This window comes from Actinomadura sp. B10D3 (assembly GCF_039871695.1).
In the GTDB taxonomy this organism is placed as follows: domain Bacteria; phylum Actinomycetota; class Actinomycetes; order Streptosporangiales; family Streptosporangiaceae; genus Spirillospora; species Spirillospora madurae.
The window spans coordinates 15696-31096 of the sequence record NZ_JBDPLY010000022.1 but is presented as its reverse complement, the minus strand read 5'-3'; the positions used below and the strand labels follow the sequence as shown (position 1 = coordinate 31096).

Here is a 15401-nt window from a genome sequence, read left to right as displayed (position 1 = left end):
CACCGGACGCTTCGGCGGTAACCGCCGCTCTACCCAGCCTCACGGAACCATCGACCGGACAAATGCCAACATTCGGCCAAATCAGACGGCCAAGGGCCATGGCCTCGGCGTACGGCCCTTTGCCGCCTCACGCCGGGACCTTCGTCCCTGTGGCGCTCCGCCGGACGACCGGAAGTCTGTCGGTGACAGCGGCAGCATGTGGAGGAAGGCCATGCCTCACCCGTTTGCGACGCACGCGGGGGTCCGGCGCCTGGTGACCAGGCGGAGCTGTGCGCGGCGATCCCACATCGGCGTACAAACCGGCATCCCTTCAGCAAGCGTCGGTGCCGCGCTCGGTCCGCTGGGAGCTCGCATCCGCCGCACGGAACGAGGGAGTCGTGCTGAACCTGCCGGGTCCGCAGACCACCGCCTACCTGCTCAGCCTGGTCGCCGCCGCGAACGAGCGGCTGGCCTGTCGACTCAGGTGCGCCGGACGGTTTCGCGGTACTGGTCGGCGGTGAGGCCGATCTGCCAGGCGGCGCCCCGCACCGGGTCGCGGATCCAGCCGGGCACCAGCTCGGCGAACTCCCGGCGGGTGCCGTCCCGCTCCAGCGAGCCGTTGGTCATCAGCAGCAGGTGCAGGTGGTCGTCGTAGAGCTCCTCGACGCACCACAGGCTGAGGATCTGCCCGGGGTTGCCGGGGTCCGACGTCTCCCGGCCGACCCGCGGCCATCCCGCCTGGTCGAGCACCGCACGCCAGCCGGCCCGTCCGGCCAGCACCTCCACGGCGCAGCGCCGCTGCTCGGAGTTGCGCAGCGACACCGCGCGGCGGATCGGGACGTCGTCCTCGATGATCTCGCGTGGCATGGTGACGCCGTGCCACGCCCACAGGCACCAGCCGTCGGGGTACCGCACCGCCGGCCCGCTCGGGTGGTGGAGCCGTCCTTCGGCGTCGCGGTGCAGTTCGACGGGGCGCTCCGTGAGGATCACGCTGTTCCTCATCGGCCACCACTCCCCCGCCGCCCGCGCCACCTGGAGCAGACCGCGTCCGTGGCGGTCCGGTTCCAGGACGCCGCAGCGGTCGAGGAAGTCCAGCCGGGCGAGCCGCCCCAGCATGCGGGAGCGGAACGCGCCCAGCCGGGGCAGCGCCGCCGTCTCGGGCGACCGCTGCGCGTCCTGCCAGGTCGCGGCCACCTGGTCGACGGCCGCGCCGACGGCCCTGCTCAGCCCCGTCTCGACCGTGGCGGTCACCTCGCGGTCGAGGCGGGTGAGCAGGCCGCTCCACCGCGGGTCCCGCTCCACGTGACCGGCGAGGTCGGACGGCAGCGGGTCGAGCATGATCAGGTCGGTCTCCGCACCGTCCTGCGGCACCTGCTCGACGATGGCCTCGGCGGTCACCTCTGGCAGCGTCCGCCACGCCCGCCTGGTGATCACCGGCAGCCGGCCCGCGCGGATATCGGCCCCGATGCTGCCTGCCATCGGCGAGCCGAGCCACACCACGTGCTCGGGCGGCCGCCTGCCGGCGCCGAGGTAGACGTCCCGGACGCCCGCCTCGGCGGCCGTCCGGTCCGCCGGACCCGCGGCCAGCCCGTGCCCGATCCACTCGTCCCGCACCGGCGGCAGCAGCGCCTGCCGCTCCGCGGTCGGCGCCGGCGGCGGCCGGCCGGGGTCGTGAGCGGGCCGCTGCTCCGCCATCGTCAGTCCTCGACGAAGCGGACGTTCGCGTCGCTCCAGGCCCGCTCGCGCTCGACCCGCTCGCGCTCCGCCTGCTCACGCGCGGCCTGCGCCCGTGCCGCCTCCTTGCGGGCCAGCTTCCGGGCCTGCTCGCGCCGGCGGCGGGCCCCCGGGTCGAGGACGCGCGGCGCCATCTCACGCTTGCGCCGCAGCACGTACCGGCCGGGGGCGATCCCGGTGTTCCCGTGCTCCGGGTGGTCCAGCCACGCCGTCGCGCCCTCGCCGACCACCAGCGAGCCCAGTGCGATGTCGCCCGGCGCGCCCTCGCGGGCGTCGTGGCGGACGTCACCGGCGGCGAGCAGCAGGTGCGTGTGGCCGCCCGCCTCGCCGCGGACCACCGCGACACCGGCCGCCGGGACCGGGCTCACCGGCTCCCGGAAGTCGTCCCCCGCCATCGCGGCGGGAATCACGGACACGTCGCCCTGGTGCTGCAGTCCGGCGATCGTCGGAATGTCGAGTTCGGCCGCCAGAAGGGCCAGGTCGGCGCCATCCGACAGCACGTTGCTGAGAATTTCCATCACGGCCTCCCGCGAAGTGTCACCGGCAACGCTAACGCCGCCCGTCCTCATGGGAAACCGATTTTTCCGGCCGCGCCGACCACCACCCACAGCTCCCCACTTAGCCGAACTGACCTGCGATTTCAAGGGAATATCGCAGGGCTGTGAAGTGCGGGCGGCTGGCCGATGTCTCTACTGCGGCCTGGTCAGGAATCGTGCGTCAGAAGATCTCACAGCGCGACTCAAGTTCCCGCGGGAACGGTCTGATCATGCGTGGCAGCAGGCGCGAGAGGCCGAGCGACGATGGGCGCCGTCCCACCGACTCGCAGCGTCCGGCCAGGGCCGTCGAGCGAAGGCATTACCTCCCCGTGGGGTATGCCTATGTGCCGGGCAAGGGGCTTGAGGTCATCGGTACGGTGACCTCGACGCCCCGCCAGTCGCCATGCGAGGTTCGGCTGCCCACAGTGCAAGTTGATGCAAATGACGTCGGAACCGCAGAAGGGTGTCCGGATCGTCGGCTCGATGGTTCACCCCGTCGACACTGGTGATTCCACCCCTGACGAAGCTGTTGACCGCCCAGACCACGTTCCAGTTCAACATTTCCGCGTCCACATCTTCCGCGACTGCTTCAGCGATCAGGCCGATGATCTGGTCCAGCTCCCGCAGGCTGTCGCGCACCTCCTCCTCCGGGATGTCAGTGGCGTCGGACATCCAGCGGTGCATCCAGAGCGCCGGCAACTCCGGGTACTGCAGGCAGAAGTCCAAGTACGAGTCGATCAGGCGGATCAGGCCGGCAGCGTCGGGGGTGAACTCCTTGAAGGCGCCCTTCATGGATTCGATACGGAGTTCGGTCAGACTCCTCAGGACGGCCTTGTACAAGCCGATCTTGCCGCCGTAGCGGTCGGTCACCACGCTGTGCTCGATGCCGCAGGCATCGGCAATGATCTGCGTGGAAGCCTCGTCGTAGCCGAGTTCGGAGAACAGCCGTGCGGCAGTAGTGAGTACGCGTTCGGGGATGCGGTTGCCGTCCCCGCCTGAAGCCTCGTGCGTGTGTAGCATTAACAGCACCGTCCCTCGAGAAGCTTGACTCAACAGCGTAATCTTCACCGAATCAGGCCGAACATAGAGAAATAGTCAAGACCGGGTATTGCGGATGCAATGGATAGGCTCATGTCGCCCAAGTGCTCGGCCACCGAGGCTGCCAAGGCCATAGGGCAGGCGAGCGCGAGGTAAGGACGGGCGCGGCAATCACGTGGGTCTCTAGCGGGGTGGTCGTCTAATTCTGAAGGTTGGAGGCGGCTAGGCGGGACTGGAGGGCCAGAAGGGGGATCAGGGTGGCCAGTGTCCAGGTGAGTCCGATTCCTTGGGCGAGCCAGCCGATGAGCGCGGGGCCGAGCAGGATGCCGGAGTAGGTCATGGTGGTGAAGCGAGCGAGGAGGCCGGCGGCTCCGGGGCCGTCCGCGCCGAGGTGTCCGATCACGCTGAAGAGCACCGGCAGCGGCGTTGCCAGCCCAAGGCCCATGATGGTGAAACCGACGATGGCCAGGGACGTCCAGGGGCTGAGCACGACGACGGTCAGGCCTCCTGCCGCGACGAGGGTGCCCGCGCCGACCAGGGCACGGGCGGGGAAGCGCGTGAACAGCCGGTCCCCCACCAGGCGTCCCGCGGTCTCGCAGGCGATGAAGGCGATGTAGCCGAGGGAGGCCAGCCCCACCCCCACCACCAGGTAGTGGGAGGCCAGGGTCAGGCCCGCCTGCGCGGCGGCGCCACCGGCCGCCGACCCGGTCACGGCACCGATGCTCCAGGCCGCATGGCACCCGTTCATGATCGGCCGGCCCAGTTCGCGTTCGACCGCGTGCGCGTTCATGGTGACGTCGACGAGCCCGTGCACGGCGCCGAAGAACAGCATCGCGGCGGCGAGCGCGGCCAGTCCGTCCGCCAGGCCCACGCCGAGCAAGGCGAACGGGAGCACGAGCGTCGCCGACCGCAGGATCCACGCGCTGCCGAGCCGCGCCGCCAGCCCGCCGGTGAGCTGCATCGACAGCACCGCCGCCACCCCGAACAGGGCGGACACCACGCCCAGTTGCCCCGCCGTCAGCCCGTGCTCGATCTTCAACGAGGGCGTGCGCACGGCAAGGGCGGCGATCGTGAGTCCGTTGGCGGCGAACAAGGCGGTGACCGCCCAGCGGGCGGTCACCGCGCGCGGTGCGGCACGCCGATCGGTCATCGGGGTCACCGGCCGGACCGCGGTGGCAAGGTCCTGATCTGACATCTGCCTCTCCTCTTCATCGCTCGTCCAGACGACGAAGGAGGAACGGTCAGATGGACACCTCGGCGAGACGGCGGGAGAGATAGCGGCGCTCGGCCTCGGTGGACGGCAGTTCGAGCGCCTCCCGGTACGCGGCGGCCGCCTCGGCGCGGCGGCCGAGGCGGCGCAGCAGGTCGGCACGGGTGGCCGCGAGCAGGTGGTAGCGGGACAGCCCGCCCGACGCGGCCAGATCGTCCACCAGTGCCAGCCCGGCTGCGGGGCCTTCGGCCATGGCCACCGCGACCGCGCGGTTCAGCTTCACCACGTCGGACGGGATCATCCCCGCGAGCCGTCCGTAGAGCGCGGCGATCTCGGACCAGTCGGTGTCGGCGGCGTCCCGGGCCGTGGCATGGCAGGCGGCGATGGCGGCCTGCACCTGGTAGGGCCCGGGACGCCCCCGTCGCATGGCCGCATCGAGTTGGGCGGTGCCCTCGGTGATCTCGTCGCGGTCCCAGCGGGTGCGGTCCTGGTCCTCCAGGGTCACCAGGTCACCGGCGGCGTCGACGCGGGCGGAGCGGCGGGCGTGGTGCAGCAGCATGAGCGCGGTGAGCCCCTGCGGCTCGGGCTCGTCCGGCATCAGCCGCATCAGCAGGCGGGCCAGGCGGATCGCCTCCGCGCACAGGTTCGAACGCAGGGGGCCGTCGCCGGCCGTCGCCGAGTACCCCTCGTTGAACAGCAGATACAGGACGGCCAGCACGCCGCCGGTCCGCTCCGGGAGCAGGTGGGCCGGCGGCACCCGGTACGGGATCGCGGCGTTCCGGATCTTGTTCTTGGCCCGCACCAGCCGCTTGGCCATCGTGGGCTCGGGCACCAGGAAGGCTCGGGCGATCTCGGCGGTGGTCAGGCCGGTGAGGGTGCGCAGGGTGAGGGCGACCCGCGCCTCCAGCGGCAGCGCCGGATGGCAGCAGGTGAAGATCAGCCGCAGCCGGTCGTCCGGCACGGTGGCCTCCACCGCCGGGACGGACGTGTCGAGTCGCGACTGTTCGGCGACCTCGCGGAGCTTGCCGGCCTCCGTGGTGCGGCGGCGCAGCCGGTCCAGGGCGCGGTTGCGCGCCGTCGTGGTCAGCCAGGCCCCGGGACGGTCGGGAACGCCGTCCCGGGGCCAGCGGCGCAACGCCTGCGCGAAGGCGTCCTGTGCGGACTCCTCGGCCAGGTCCCAGTCCCCGAAGGACCGGATCAAGGTCGCCACCACGCGCCCCCACTCCTCGCGGAAGGCGGAGGCGACCGCGGCCTCGACGTCCTGGCTCAGCCCTCCCAGAGCGGCCTCACCTCGATCGTCCCGAAGCGGGCCGCCGGGTGCTTGGACGCGACCTCGATCGCCTCGTCCAGGTCCCGGCACTCGATCAGATCGAACCCGGCGATCTGCTCCTTGGTCTCGGCGAACGGGCCGTCCGACAGCAGCACCTCGTCCTCGCGGACCCTTACGGTCGTCGCGTCCGCCACCGGGCGCAGCCGGGAACCGAACGTCCGCACGCCGCGAGCGTCCATCTCGTTCGTCCAGGCGGTGGGCAGCGCGTCGTCTCCATCCGGCTCCACGGACTCATCCACGCAGACCAGCATCATGTACCGCATGTCACCTCTCCGTTCCTCTCGACGTACCCCTACGACGAACGGGGCGGCTGCGGATGGACACAACGCGGCGCGAATCTACGAACTTCGCCAAGCACCCCGTCACTACCTTGGGCTCATGATCCTGGGCTTGGCGCGCCCCGGCCCGCCTCCTCACCGGGCGAGGCCGTGTCCGTCTCTTCTGGGAAGGCTCCGACCGAGAGATCGTTATATGGTTACGGACATACGAGAATCCGTAGGGTTTCACCATCGATGCCCACTCGTACGGGAGGCTCTCAGATGGCCGATGATCAAGGGGCCGGACCGGTCGGCGAGATCGATGAGTCGGTGCCGCATTCGGCACGCATCTGGAACTACTGGATAGGCGGTAAGGACAATTACGACGTCGACCGCCAGGCGGGGGACGCCTACGCGGCCGGCTACCCCGGCGTCTTCGCCCAAGCCCGCGAGGCCCGCAAGTACCTGATGCGCGCCGTCGGCCACCTCGCCGGCGAGGCCGGGGTGACGCAGTTCCTGGACGTGGGCACCGGGCTGCCCACCGAGCAGAACACCCACGAGGTCGCCCAGGGCATCAACCCCCGAGCCCGCATCGTGTACGTCGACAACGATCCGGTGGTGCTGGCACACGCGCGGGCACTGCTCACCAACACCACCCCCGAAGGCGTCACCGTCTACATCGACAGCGACTTCCACCGCCCCGAAGAGATCATCGCCGGTGCCGCGAAGACGCTGGACCTCAGCAAGCCGGTCGCGGTGATGTTCATGGGGGTACTCGGCCACGCCGAAAGCGTCGACCAGGCCCGGTCGATCATCGGCGCCCTGCTGGAGGAAGTGCCGGCGGGCAGCTACCTGGTGCACTGGGACGGCGCCAACACCAACGAAGCGCACAACCGCGTCAACGCCGAATACAACAAGTCCGGCGCGGTCCCCTACAACCTGCGCAGTCCCGAGCAGATCTCCAAGCTGTACGAGGGGCTAGAGGTGCTGGAGCCCGGCATCGTGGACATCTCACAGTGGCGGCCCAACCCGCCCGCGTCCCCGCCGGTCGACGCCTACGGCGGCGTGGCCAGGAAACCCTGAACGCCTCTCGATAACGTTGGATGACCAGTCCGCCACGGTGAACCGGCCCCTCTTCCAAAGCTGGTTTTCAAGGACGGCGATCTGATGCCAGAGCGCCAAGCTCTCAGCTTCCTTGTGACGATCGGTCATCGGAAGTAGACGCGCGTCCAGCCCGGCCGTGGCCCGGCATGCTTCGTCTTTCGGTACGTCCGCGTGGACGCGAAGGCGGGTCGGGGCGCTTGTTCATCGGCGCGCGCACGCTGATGGACAAAGGATGACAGGTTTTTGAGCTGGAGAGTGGGCGGCCGATCGGCCGATCCTCGGGGCGCGGCCGCCTGATGGCCGGAGTCCGAGGAGGAAGTCCGTGGAAAAAGATCGGATCAGCGGGGTGCTGCGAGCCGGACGGCTCGCAATCTTCGTGGTGATGACAGTGATCGGCGCAGGAATGGCGTTCCTCCCACCGGCCGGCGCTGTTCCGGTACCGATACCGGCCCAGGTACGCGAGCGAATCGACGCCGGCCTCCGGCACACCTGCGTGGTCGACGACGCCTTCGCGGTGCGGTGCTGGGGGAGCAACGAATTCGGCCAGCTGGGCCACGGCCTCAACGCCGACCCGAACCAGGGGAGAATCGGCGACAACGAGCCACCGAGCGCGGCGGCGCCTGTCGACCTGGGCGGGAACCTGGCATGGAAGGTGGCCGCCGGGAACCTTCATACCTGTGCCGTCCTGGTCGGCGGCGAGGTCGTCTGCTGGGGGCAGAACCTTTACGGCATCCTCGGGTCCGGTGATCAGGAAGCGAACGACGGTTCGATCGGCGACGACGAGGTACCCGCGGACGTCCCGGTCGGCGGCGACATCATGGTCAACCTCGGGAGGAACCGCACCGCCAAGGCGATCGCCGCGGGCGGCAGCCACACGTGTGTCATCGACGACCTGGATGACGTCATGTGCTGGGGCCTTTCGGACAAGGGCCAACTCGGCTATGAGAATGCCGAGGAGATCATCGGCGATACGGAGAACCCCGGCCAGGTCAACGCCGTGACGCTGGGCCCCCGCAAGGTCCGGGCGATCGCCGCGGGCGAAGATCACACGTGCGCGGTGACCGACCACGGGGCCGTGTACTGCTGGGGCGACAACAGCCACGGCCAGCTCGGGCTCCCGGATCTCACCGAGCAGATCGGCGACAACGAGACGCCGGCGGAGGCCGGGCAAGTCGACCTGAACGGGATGAAGGCGGTCGACATCACGGCGGGCCGCGCACACACCTGCGCCACCCTGGAGGACGCGACGCTCCTCTGCTGGGGCGACAACACCTACGGTGCGACCGGGCTCGGTTCCCCGGTCCTCGATCTGCCTTCGGACTCCGACCCGGTGGATCTGGGCGGGACCGGCGTCACGACGGCCGTCGCCGGATATGACCACACCTGCACCGCGCTGGCCGGCTCCGTCCACCACGTCCGGTGCTGGGGGCATGTGGGCGAGCAGTCGAAGGACGGCCGGCTCGGCCTGCCGGACCTCGGCACGTTCGAGGACCTCGGCGACGACGAGCCGCCGTCGAGCGCCTCATGGGTACGGCTGGCCGGAGACTCTGTCGTCGCGCTCGCCGCGGGCATCGCGCACACCTGCGCCGTCACCACAGCGGGTACGGTCCGGTGCTGGGGCGACAACGTCGACGGCGCCCTCGGGAACGCGCTCGGTGTGAGCAGCGTCATCGGCGATGACGAGAGGCCCGGCGCGATCCGTCCGATCGATCTCGGCGCGACGGTCACCTGGAGCCTGCCCCCGGCGCCGTAGCCACCGCAGACTCCCTGACCGCCCAGCCGCCGCGGATCCCACCGGGTCCGCGGCGGCCTTCCGGGTCTGTCGCCCGGCCGGGGACGGCGCTAGCGTGGGTTCCCGGCCGTGGGAGTGGAAATGGCGGACAACCTCGCGTCGGTCATCGACGAGGAGCGCCGGCGGGCTTTCGTGGGGCGGACCGGCGAGCTCGCCGCCTTCACCGAGGCGCTCGGAGCGGGGACACCACGCCGGATCCTGCTGATCCACGGCCCGGGCGGGATCGGCAAGACCACGCTGCTTCACCAGTTCCGGATGCGTGCGCTGGCCGCAGGCCGTCCGGTGGTCTCCGTCGACGGGCGAGACGTCGAATGCTCACCGGAGTCCTTCCGCGAGGCGACCGAGCACGCAGGAGGCCGCTCCGAAGCCGTCCTGCTACTGGACGGTTATGAGTACCTCGCCGCGCTGGACACCTGGATCCGCGAGGAGTTCCTGCCGTCGCTCCCGGCGGGCATGGTCGTCGTGCTGGCCGGACGCGAGCCGCCCAGCCCGCAGTGGCGCAGCGATCCGGGCTGGCGCGCGCTCACCGTCCGCCGTGCCCTGTCGGCCCTGACCAGCACCGAGAGCGTCGAACTGCTGGTCCGGGCCGGGGTGGCCGCGCCGCTGACCGCGCGCCTGGCCGAGCTCGGCCGGGGCCACCCGCTCGTCCTGGCGCTGCTGGCCGACGCGGCCGCGACGGGGCCGCCGCCGGACGAGCTGGGCCAGGCGCCCGATCTCGTCGCGGCCCTGGTGCGACGGGTCGTCGGTGGCGTGCCCGACGAGGCACACGCCACCGGCCTGGCGGTGTGCGCGTATGCGTGGCTCACCACCGAGGATCTTCTGCGCCGCGCGGTCGGAGATCGCGCCGCGCAGGTCTGGGCCTGGCTGGAGGACCGCCCGTTCATCGGCCGGGGCAGCGACGGCCTGTACGCCCACGATCTCGTACGGGACCTGATCGCCGCCGATCTGCGGCGCCGCTCCCCCGAGGCTTACCGGCGCGTCCACCGCCTCGTCCACGACCACGCGGTCAACGGCCTGCGCCGGGTCGGTGGCGCGGACCGGTGGCTGGCCGCCCACCAGAAGGTCTTCCTGCTCCGGCGGACGCCGCTCGCGGGCCCCGTCTGGTCGCTGCCGGAGCTGCGGACCGCGGCGGTGACACCCGGACGCCGGGACGACCATCCCGCCGTCCTAGCGCTGATCGAACGGTTCGAGGGCGCAGAGACCGCGGCCGTCGCCGCACGATGGCTCGCCGCCCAGCCCGAGAACCTCGTCGTGGTCCGTACCTCCGCCGGCCTGGCGGGTTGCGCGTTCCAATGCGTCTGGCCCGCCGACCCCGACCTCCGCGACGCCGATCCCGTACTGCGCGCCGCGCTGGCGACGGCGGACCGGATCTCCCCGGCCAGGCCCGGAGAGCAGATCAGCATCGCCCGCCACGTCATCGGCCCCGACGGCCACGAGCGCGACCCCCACGCCGCCCTGGCGGCCTCGGTCATGTCCACCGTCGACTGGGCCACCCGGCCGCTGGCCTGGTCTTTCACCGCCACCACCGACCCCGGCCACTGGGGCCCGATCTTCAATTACCTCGCTCTCACCAGGCAGGGCACCGTCGCCTCCGCGGACCTGTCCCACACCATCTACGGCATCGACTGGCGCCGCCTGCCCTTCGGACGGTGGCTCGACCTCGTCGGCGAACGCGAACTCACCGGCGAGACCGGTCCGCCACCGCCCGAACTCCTGCGCCCTGCCCCGCTCGACCGCGATCGCTTCGACCAGGCCGTCCGCCAGGCGCTCCTGCACCTGAACCGCCCCGACCAGCTGACCGGCAACCCCCTCCTCGGCACCGCCCTGGTCACCGAGCTCACCCCCGACTGCCTCCGCGCCACTCTCCTCACCGCCATCGACCACCTGGCCCAAGACCCCCGCTCGCTTCCGCTCCGCCGCGTCCTCGACCGCACCTACCTGCACCCGGCCCCCACCCAAGAGGCCGCCGCCGAGGCCCTCCACCTCTCCTTCTCCACCTACCGTCGCCACCTGGTCAAGGCCACCACACGCCTCACCGACCTCCTCTGGTCCCAGGAACTCGCCGGCATTCCACTGAACCCCGAGCCCCCTCCGCGCTGACCAAGCAACCGTCCGGGAGATCCAGAATCGAAGCAGAGCCCCATCCATTGCCGCGAGTGTGGACAGAGTTCGGCAGATTTTCGGCGTTCTCCACCATGTGGCGGAGCACCTCGACCGTGTCGGCATAACGGTCCGGGGTCACTCCGGCACTGATCCTGCGCGCTGTCCGCTCAACGCTCTGCGCCAGGGCAGCGTGGGCGGCCTTTCCTGCCGGGGTGAGGGCGTAGGGCTCCTGGGCGGTGAGCCAACCGCGTCGGCTCAATTCCTCGATCACCTTGTCCACTGTGACCGGGCTCCCGAGCCAGATCGAAGGACGAGTCACGGCCTCAAGACGGTCTTTCCTGTGGTCGCGCGGGACTCCAGGGCGGCATGGGCCGCCGGAGCGTCCGCCAGGGCGAACCGCTGGCCTATCACCGGGTGGAGACGTTTGTCGTTGAGCGCCTGCAGAGCATCGCGTTCCAGCGTCCGGATGCCGCCCGGTCGTTCGAGGATGCGGGCGCCGACGGCTGAGGCTGCGCTGATGCCGCGGCTGAACAGGTCGGCGGCCGAGAGTTCGGTCAGGGATCCGGACGACGAGCCGAACATGACCAGCCGTCCCGCCGGACCGAGCAGTTCGAGCGCGCTCCGGCCCACCGGGCCGCCGACGCCGTCGAGCGCGAGCGTGAGCGGCCCGCCGTCCAGCACTTCACGGACCGCGCCAGTCCAGTCGGGCGCGCTGTAGTCGACGGCGTGATCGGCGCCGAGCCGGCGGACCAGCGCGACCTTGCCGGGGCCGCCCGCGGCGCCGACCACCGTGGCGCCGGCGGCGCGGCACGCCTGGACCAGCAGGGTTCCGATCCCGCCCGCGGCCGCGGTGACCAGCACGGCGTCGCCGGCGGACGGCGCGGCGAGTTCGAGGATCGCCATGGTGGTGCGGCCGGTGCCGACCATGGCCACGGCCGAGTCCGCGTCGACGTCGTCCGGGAGGAGGTGGACGGCCGCCGACGACGCCACGGCGAGTTCGGCGTACCCGCCGCCGGCCAGGCCGAGGTCGGCGACGACGCGCCGGCCGATGGGGCCTGTGCCGACGCCGGCGCCGACCTCGTCGACGATCCCGGCGACCTCCCTGCCCGGCGTCATGGGCAGCGAGGTCGCGACCCGCGGGCCTCCTCCGCCCCGGCGGATCACCGTGTCCAGCAGGTGGACGCCGGCCGACTCGACCCGGATCCTCACCTCGCCGGCGGCGGGGTGCGGGTCGGGCACGTCCTCAAGCCGGAGCTTTTCCGGGCCGCCGAAGGCGGCCTGCCTGATCGCCCGCATCGCGGTCAGCCCTCCGTCCCGGAGACGAGGCCGTGCTTGTCCAGCCACGCGGCCAGCGAGGAGGCGATGGCCTCGGGCTGGTCCTCGGGGGTGTGATGGCCGGCGGGCCCGTGCGTCTCGATCTCCAGAGCGGACATGTGGGCGGCGCACCAGCCGACGAGTTCCGCGCTCATCATCGCGCCCGGACCGGGTTCGAAGGCGAGCAGCAGCTTGGGCACGTGCGGGCTGGTCGCCAGCCATTCGCCATAGGCGTCGACTCTGCCGACGACGTCGGCGGGTTCCCCGTCCAGCGGCATCGACCGCGGCCACCGCAGCAGCGGGACGCGGCTCCGCCTGGTCGGGTACGGGCGGGCGTAGACCGCGAGGTCCTCGTCGCTCAGCCCGCCGGCGACGGTGCGCGGCAGCGCCTCCTCGATGAACGCGTTCCGGTCCAGCACCATGGCCTCGCCCGCACCGGGCGTTCGCATGGTTTCGAACAGAGGGCGGGCTTCGGCGGGGAACTCGTCCCACGACATCGGCTTCACGATCGTCTCGGTGAAGGCGATGGCGCGCACCCGTCCGGGGTGGCGGGCGGCCCAGTCGAAGGCGAGGGCGCCGCCCCAGTCGTGGCCGACCAGCACGACCCGGTCGAGTTCGAGGACGTCGAACCAGGCGTCGAGGTACCGCGCGTGGTCGCCGAAGGTGTAGTCGATATCGGGCTTGCCCGACTCGCCCATCCCGATCAGGTCGGGCGCGAGGCAGCGTCCGGATTCCGCGACGACGGGCAGGATGTGCCGCCAGAGATAGGACGACGTGGGGTTGCCGTGCAGAAAGACGATCGGGGCCGGTCCCGTGCCGGCCTCCCGATAGAAGATCGTCGAATCGATGACGTGCGCGGTGGGCATGACGGGCTCCCCTGAGGAAACTGACATACTAGACAGGTACCTGACCAACCTAGAAAGTAGACAGGTGCCTGTCAATATGAACGGAAAGCGACCGCGGCTGTCACTGCTCCTGCGGCTGCTCCACCGCGAGTACGCCGCCGGCATCGAGGCGGCCCTGGTCGAAGCGGGCTTCGGCGACATCCGGCCCGGGGACGCGAAGGTGTTCCCCTTCGTCCCGCCGGAGGGCATCCAGATCCGCGACCTGGCGGCTCGCGCCGGAGTGCGCAAGCAGACCATGGCGCAGTCGGTGGACCAGCTGGAGCGGGACGGCTACCTGGAACGCCGTCCCAATCCGCGCGACGGCAGGTCTCGGCTGATCGTGCTCACCGAGCGAGGGAAGGCGGTGCAGCCGCTGACGGCCGGCGCCGGGGACCGGATCGAGGAGCGGTGGGCCGAACTGACCAGTCCCGAGGAGTTCGAGACCCTTCGCGCCCTTCTCCATCGCCTGCTGGACCGCATCGCCGACGCGGATGCCGGCGCGGCGGAGCGGCTGACGTCCGTTGCCGACGACCATCTCGACTGAGGGTGGGGCGATGAGGGCGGAGTGCCGCGTTCTTTCCGCCCGTGCTGTCACGCCCTGAGGGGGCGGCGGTGTCTTCATGCCGAACAGCCTGAACGCACACCACAAGGAGAACGTCATGGCGCTGCGCCTACCGAAGGCCGAGCTTCCCGACGAGCTCAAGAAGAACATGATCAAGCAGTTCGGCGGCGTCCCCGAGAACGTCGAAGTGCTGTGGCACAACCCCGTGCTCGCCCAGGAAAACTTGGAGTTCGGCGCCAAGGCGGGCACGTGGAGCGCGGCCGACAAGGCCCTCAAGTCGTTCGCGCACATGGCCGTCGCGGCGCAGATCGGCTGCAGCTGGTGCCTCGACGTGGGCTACTTCCAGGCTCAGAACGACGAGCTGGATCTGGTCAAGGCGAGCCAGGTGCCGCGCTGGCGGATCTCGGACGTGTTCACCCCGCTGGAGCGGGACGTCATGGCGTACGCCGAGGCCATGTCGGACACGCCGCCGACCGTCACCGACGAGCAGTACGCGAGCCTGCTGGAGCGGCTCGGCCCGGCGGCGATGGTCGAGCTCACCACTGTCATCGCCTTCGTCAACATGGCGACCAGGGCCAACGTGGCGAACGGGGTCGCCTCGCAGGGGTTCTCCGACGCCTGCGAGATCCCGCTGGCCGAGGTCCCGGAGAAGCCCGGTGCGGCGTCGACGGCATGAGCGGGGACGCGACGGCCGAGGACCCGTTCCTCACCCACCGCAGCCTGCTGTTCACCGTCGCCTACGAGATGCTCGGGTCGGCGGCCGACGCGGAGGACGTGCTGCAGGATTCCTGGCTGCGGTGGGCCGGAGTCGACCGCGCGCGGGTGAGCGACCCGCGCGCGTACCTCGTCCGGCTCGTCGCCCGGCAGGCGCTCAACCGCCTGCGCACGCTGTCGCGCCGCCGCGAGGACTACATCGGTGAATGGCTGCCGGAACCGCTGCTGACCAGCCCCGACGTCGCCGAGGACATCGCCCTTGCGGAGAGTGTCTCGATCGCGATGCTGACCGTGCTGGAGACCCTCGCTCCGGTGGAGCGTGCGGTGTTCGTGCTCCGCGAGGTCTTCGAGCTGCCGTACGGCGAGATCGGTGAGGCCGTCGACAAGCCCGCGGCCACGGTGCGGCAGATCGCGCGGCGGGCACGCGGACGCGTGGCGGCCCGGCGGCCCCGGGTGCGGGTGAGCCGGTCGGAGCAGCAGGCCGTGGTGGAACGATTCCTGGTCGCGGTGCGCACGGGACAGGTAGGGGCGCTGATGGACGTCATGGCGCCGGACGTGGTCCTGATCGCCGACGGCGGCGGGCTTGCACCGGCCGCCCAGGCTCCGGTCCACGGGGCCGAGCTCGTCGCGAAGGCGCTCGCGAACTCGATCCGGACGGTGTCGGCCGTCTGGCTCAACGGGGCGCCGGCCGGGCGGGTCGAATCCGATGGCCAGGTGGCCGCGGTAAGTCTCGTGGTCGAGGACGGGCGTGTGACCCGGATCCACGCGGTGGCCAATCCGCACAAGCTGACGCGGTTGGAGGTGCCGACCGGACTCGCCAGATAGGCCCTGCTGCCGAGTCAGG

At 71.0% G+C, this 15401-nt stretch carries 14 protein-coding genes; 6 read left to right on the top strand and 8 right to left on the bottom strand.

The annotated features are described in order from the left end of the window. Nucleotides 1–459: 459 nt before the first annotated feature. From ABGB11_RS28330 to ABGB11_RS28305, 6 genes are all read right to left on the bottom strand, one after another. Complete coding sequence (locus ABGB11_RS28330; protein ID WP_347637571.1) at nucleotides 460–1674, bottom strand: DUF6745 domain-containing protein; 1215 nt, start codon at nucleotides 1672–1674, stop codon at nucleotides 460–462. Nucleotides 1675–1676: 2 nt separating this feature from the next. Continuing rightward, nucleotides 1677–2231, bottom strand: coding sequence for a hypothetical protein (locus ABGB11_RS28325; RefSeq protein ID WP_347637569.1), 555 nt, complete (start codon nucleotides 2229–2231; stop codon nucleotides 1677–1679). A 384-nt stretch (nucleotides 2232–2615) separates the two neighbouring features. Further along, nucleotides 2616–3317 (bottom strand): TetR/AcrR family transcriptional regulator, encoded by a 702-nt coding sequence (locus ABGB11_RS28320; protein WP_347637567.1) that lies wholly within the window; start codon nucleotides 3315–3317, stop codon nucleotides 2616–2618. A 169-nt stretch (nucleotides 3318–3486) separates the two neighbouring features. Further along, nucleotides 3487–4482 (bottom strand): hypothetical protein, encoded by a 996-nt coding sequence (locus ABGB11_RS28315; RefSeq protein ID WP_347637565.1) that lies wholly within the window; start codon nucleotides 4480–4482, stop codon nucleotides 3487–3489. Between the two features lie 46 nt (nucleotides 4483–4528). Next, a complete protein-coding gene (locus ABGB11_RS28310) occupies nucleotides 4529–5707 on the bottom strand; it encodes a sigma-70 family RNA polymerase sigma factor (RefSeq protein ID WP_347637563.1) in 1179 nt (392 codons plus the stop codon). A 56-nt stretch (nucleotides 5708–5763) separates the two neighbouring features. Next, nucleotides 5764–6090 (bottom strand): YciI family protein, encoded by a 327-nt coding sequence (locus ABGB11_RS28305; protein WP_347637561.1) that lies wholly within the window; start codon nucleotides 6088–6090, stop codon nucleotides 5764–5766. A 276-nt stretch (nucleotides 6091–6366) separates the two neighbouring features. Between ABGB11_RS28305 and ABGB11_RS28300 the strand changes: the two genes are divergently transcribed. From ABGB11_RS28300 to ABGB11_RS28290, 3 genes are all read left to right on the top strand, one after another. Further along, nucleotides 6367–7167 (top strand): SAM-dependent methyltransferase, encoded by an 801-nt coding sequence (locus ABGB11_RS28300; RefSeq protein ID WP_347637559.1) that lies wholly within the window; start codon nucleotides 6367–6369, stop codon nucleotides 7165–7167. Between the two features lie 343 nt (nucleotides 7168–7510). After that, a complete protein-coding gene (locus tag ABGB11_RS28295; protein ID WP_347637557.1) occupies nucleotides 7511–8941 on the top strand; it encodes a hypothetical protein in 1431 nt (476 codons plus the stop codon). A gap of 120 nt (nucleotides 8942–9061) precedes the next feature. Continuing rightward, nucleotides 9062–11080, top strand: coding sequence for an ATP-binding protein (locus ABGB11_RS28290; RefSeq protein ID WP_347637555.1), 2019 nt, complete (start codon nucleotides 9062–9064; stop codon nucleotides 11078–11080). A 318-nt stretch (nucleotides 11081–11398) separates the two neighbouring features. On the opposite strand, the gene ABGB11_RS28285 is transcribed toward ABGB11_RS28290, so the two are convergent. Both ABGB11_RS28285 and ABGB11_RS28280 read right to left on the bottom strand, forming a co-directional pair. Beyond that, a complete protein-coding gene (locus ABGB11_RS28285; protein ID WP_347637553.1) occupies nucleotides 11399–12379 on the bottom strand; it encodes a zinc-binding dehydrogenase in 981 nt (326 codons plus the stop codon). 5 nt (nucleotides 12380–12384) lie between these two features. Then, nucleotides 12385–13263, bottom strand: a complete 879-nt coding sequence (locus ABGB11_RS28280) for a haloalkane dehalogenase (RefSeq protein ID WP_347637551.1) — start codon at nucleotides 13261–13263, stop codon at nucleotides 12385–12387. Between the two features lie 76 nt (nucleotides 13264–13339). On the opposite strand from ABGB11_RS28280, the gene ABGB11_RS28275 reads away from it, so the two are divergent. From ABGB11_RS28275 to sigJ, 3 genes are all read left to right on the top strand, one after another. Next, entirely contained in the window at nucleotides 13340–13825 is a 486-nt protein-coding gene (locus ABGB11_RS28275) for a MarR family transcriptional regulator (RefSeq protein ID WP_347637549.1), read from the top strand. 76 nt (nucleotides 13826–13901) lie between these two features. After that, nucleotides 13902–14519 (top strand): carboxymuconolactone decarboxylase family protein, encoded by a 618-nt coding sequence (locus ABGB11_RS28270; RefSeq protein ID WP_347637547.1) that lies wholly within the window; start codon nucleotides 13902–13904, stop codon nucleotides 14517–14519. Beyond that, on the top strand, nucleotides 14516–15382 hold the full coding sequence (gene sigJ, locus ABGB11_RS28265; protein WP_347637545.1) for an RNA polymerase sigma factor SigJ: 867 nt from the start codon (nucleotides 14516–14518) through the stop codon (nucleotides 15380–15382). The genes ABGB11_RS28270 and sigJ overlap by 4 nt, the downstream gene beginning before the upstream one ends. Nucleotides 15383–15401: the final 19 nt, after the last annotated feature.

Excerpts from the sequence above, each read along its gene's own strand:
- ABGB11_RS28330 (WP_347637571.1), bottom strand. The coding sequence starts at position 1,674 with ATGGCGGAGCAGCGGCCCGCTCACGACCCCGGCCGGCCGCCGCCGGCG.
- ABGB11_RS28285 (WP_347637553.1), bottom strand. The coding sequence starts at position 12,379 with ATGCGGGCGATCAGGCAGGCCGCCTTCGGCGGCCCGGAAAAGCTCCGG.
- ABGB11_RS28300 (WP_347637559.1), top strand. The coding sequence starts at position 6,367 with ATGGCCGATGATCAAGGGGCCGGACCGGTCGGCGAGATCGATGAGTCG.
- ABGB11_RS28290 (WP_347637555.1), top strand. The coding sequence starts at position 9,062 with ATGGCGGACAACCTCGCGTCGGTCATCGACGAGGAGCGCCGGCGGGCT.
- ABGB11_RS28280 (WP_347637551.1), bottom strand. The coding sequence starts at position 13,263 with ATGCCCACCGCGCACGTCATCGATTCGACGATCTTCTATCGGGAGGCC.
- ABGB11_RS28305 (WP_347637561.1), bottom strand. The coding sequence starts at position 6,090 with ATGCGGTACATGATGCTGGTCTGCGTGGATGAGTCCGTGGAGCCGGAT.
- ABGB11_RS28325 (WP_347637569.1), bottom strand. The coding sequence starts at position 2,231 with ATGGAAATTCTCAGCAACGTGCTGTCGGATGGCGCCGACCTGGCCCTT.
- sigJ (WP_347637545.1), top strand. The coding sequence starts at position 14,516 with ATGAGCGGGGACGCGACGGCCGAGGACCCGTTCCTCACCCACCGCAGC.
- ABGB11_RS28315 (WP_347637565.1), bottom strand. The coding sequence starts at position 4,482 with ATGTCAGATCAGGACCTTGCCACCGCGGTCCGGCCGGTGACCCCGATG.
- ABGB11_RS28270 (WP_347637547.1), top strand. The coding sequence starts at position 13,902 with ATGCCGAACAGCCTGAACGCACACCACAAGGAGAACGTCATGGCGCTG.
- ABGB11_RS28275 (WP_347637549.1), top strand. The coding sequence starts at position 13,340 with ATGAACGGAAAGCGACCGCGGCTGTCACTGCTCCTGCGGCTGCTCCAC.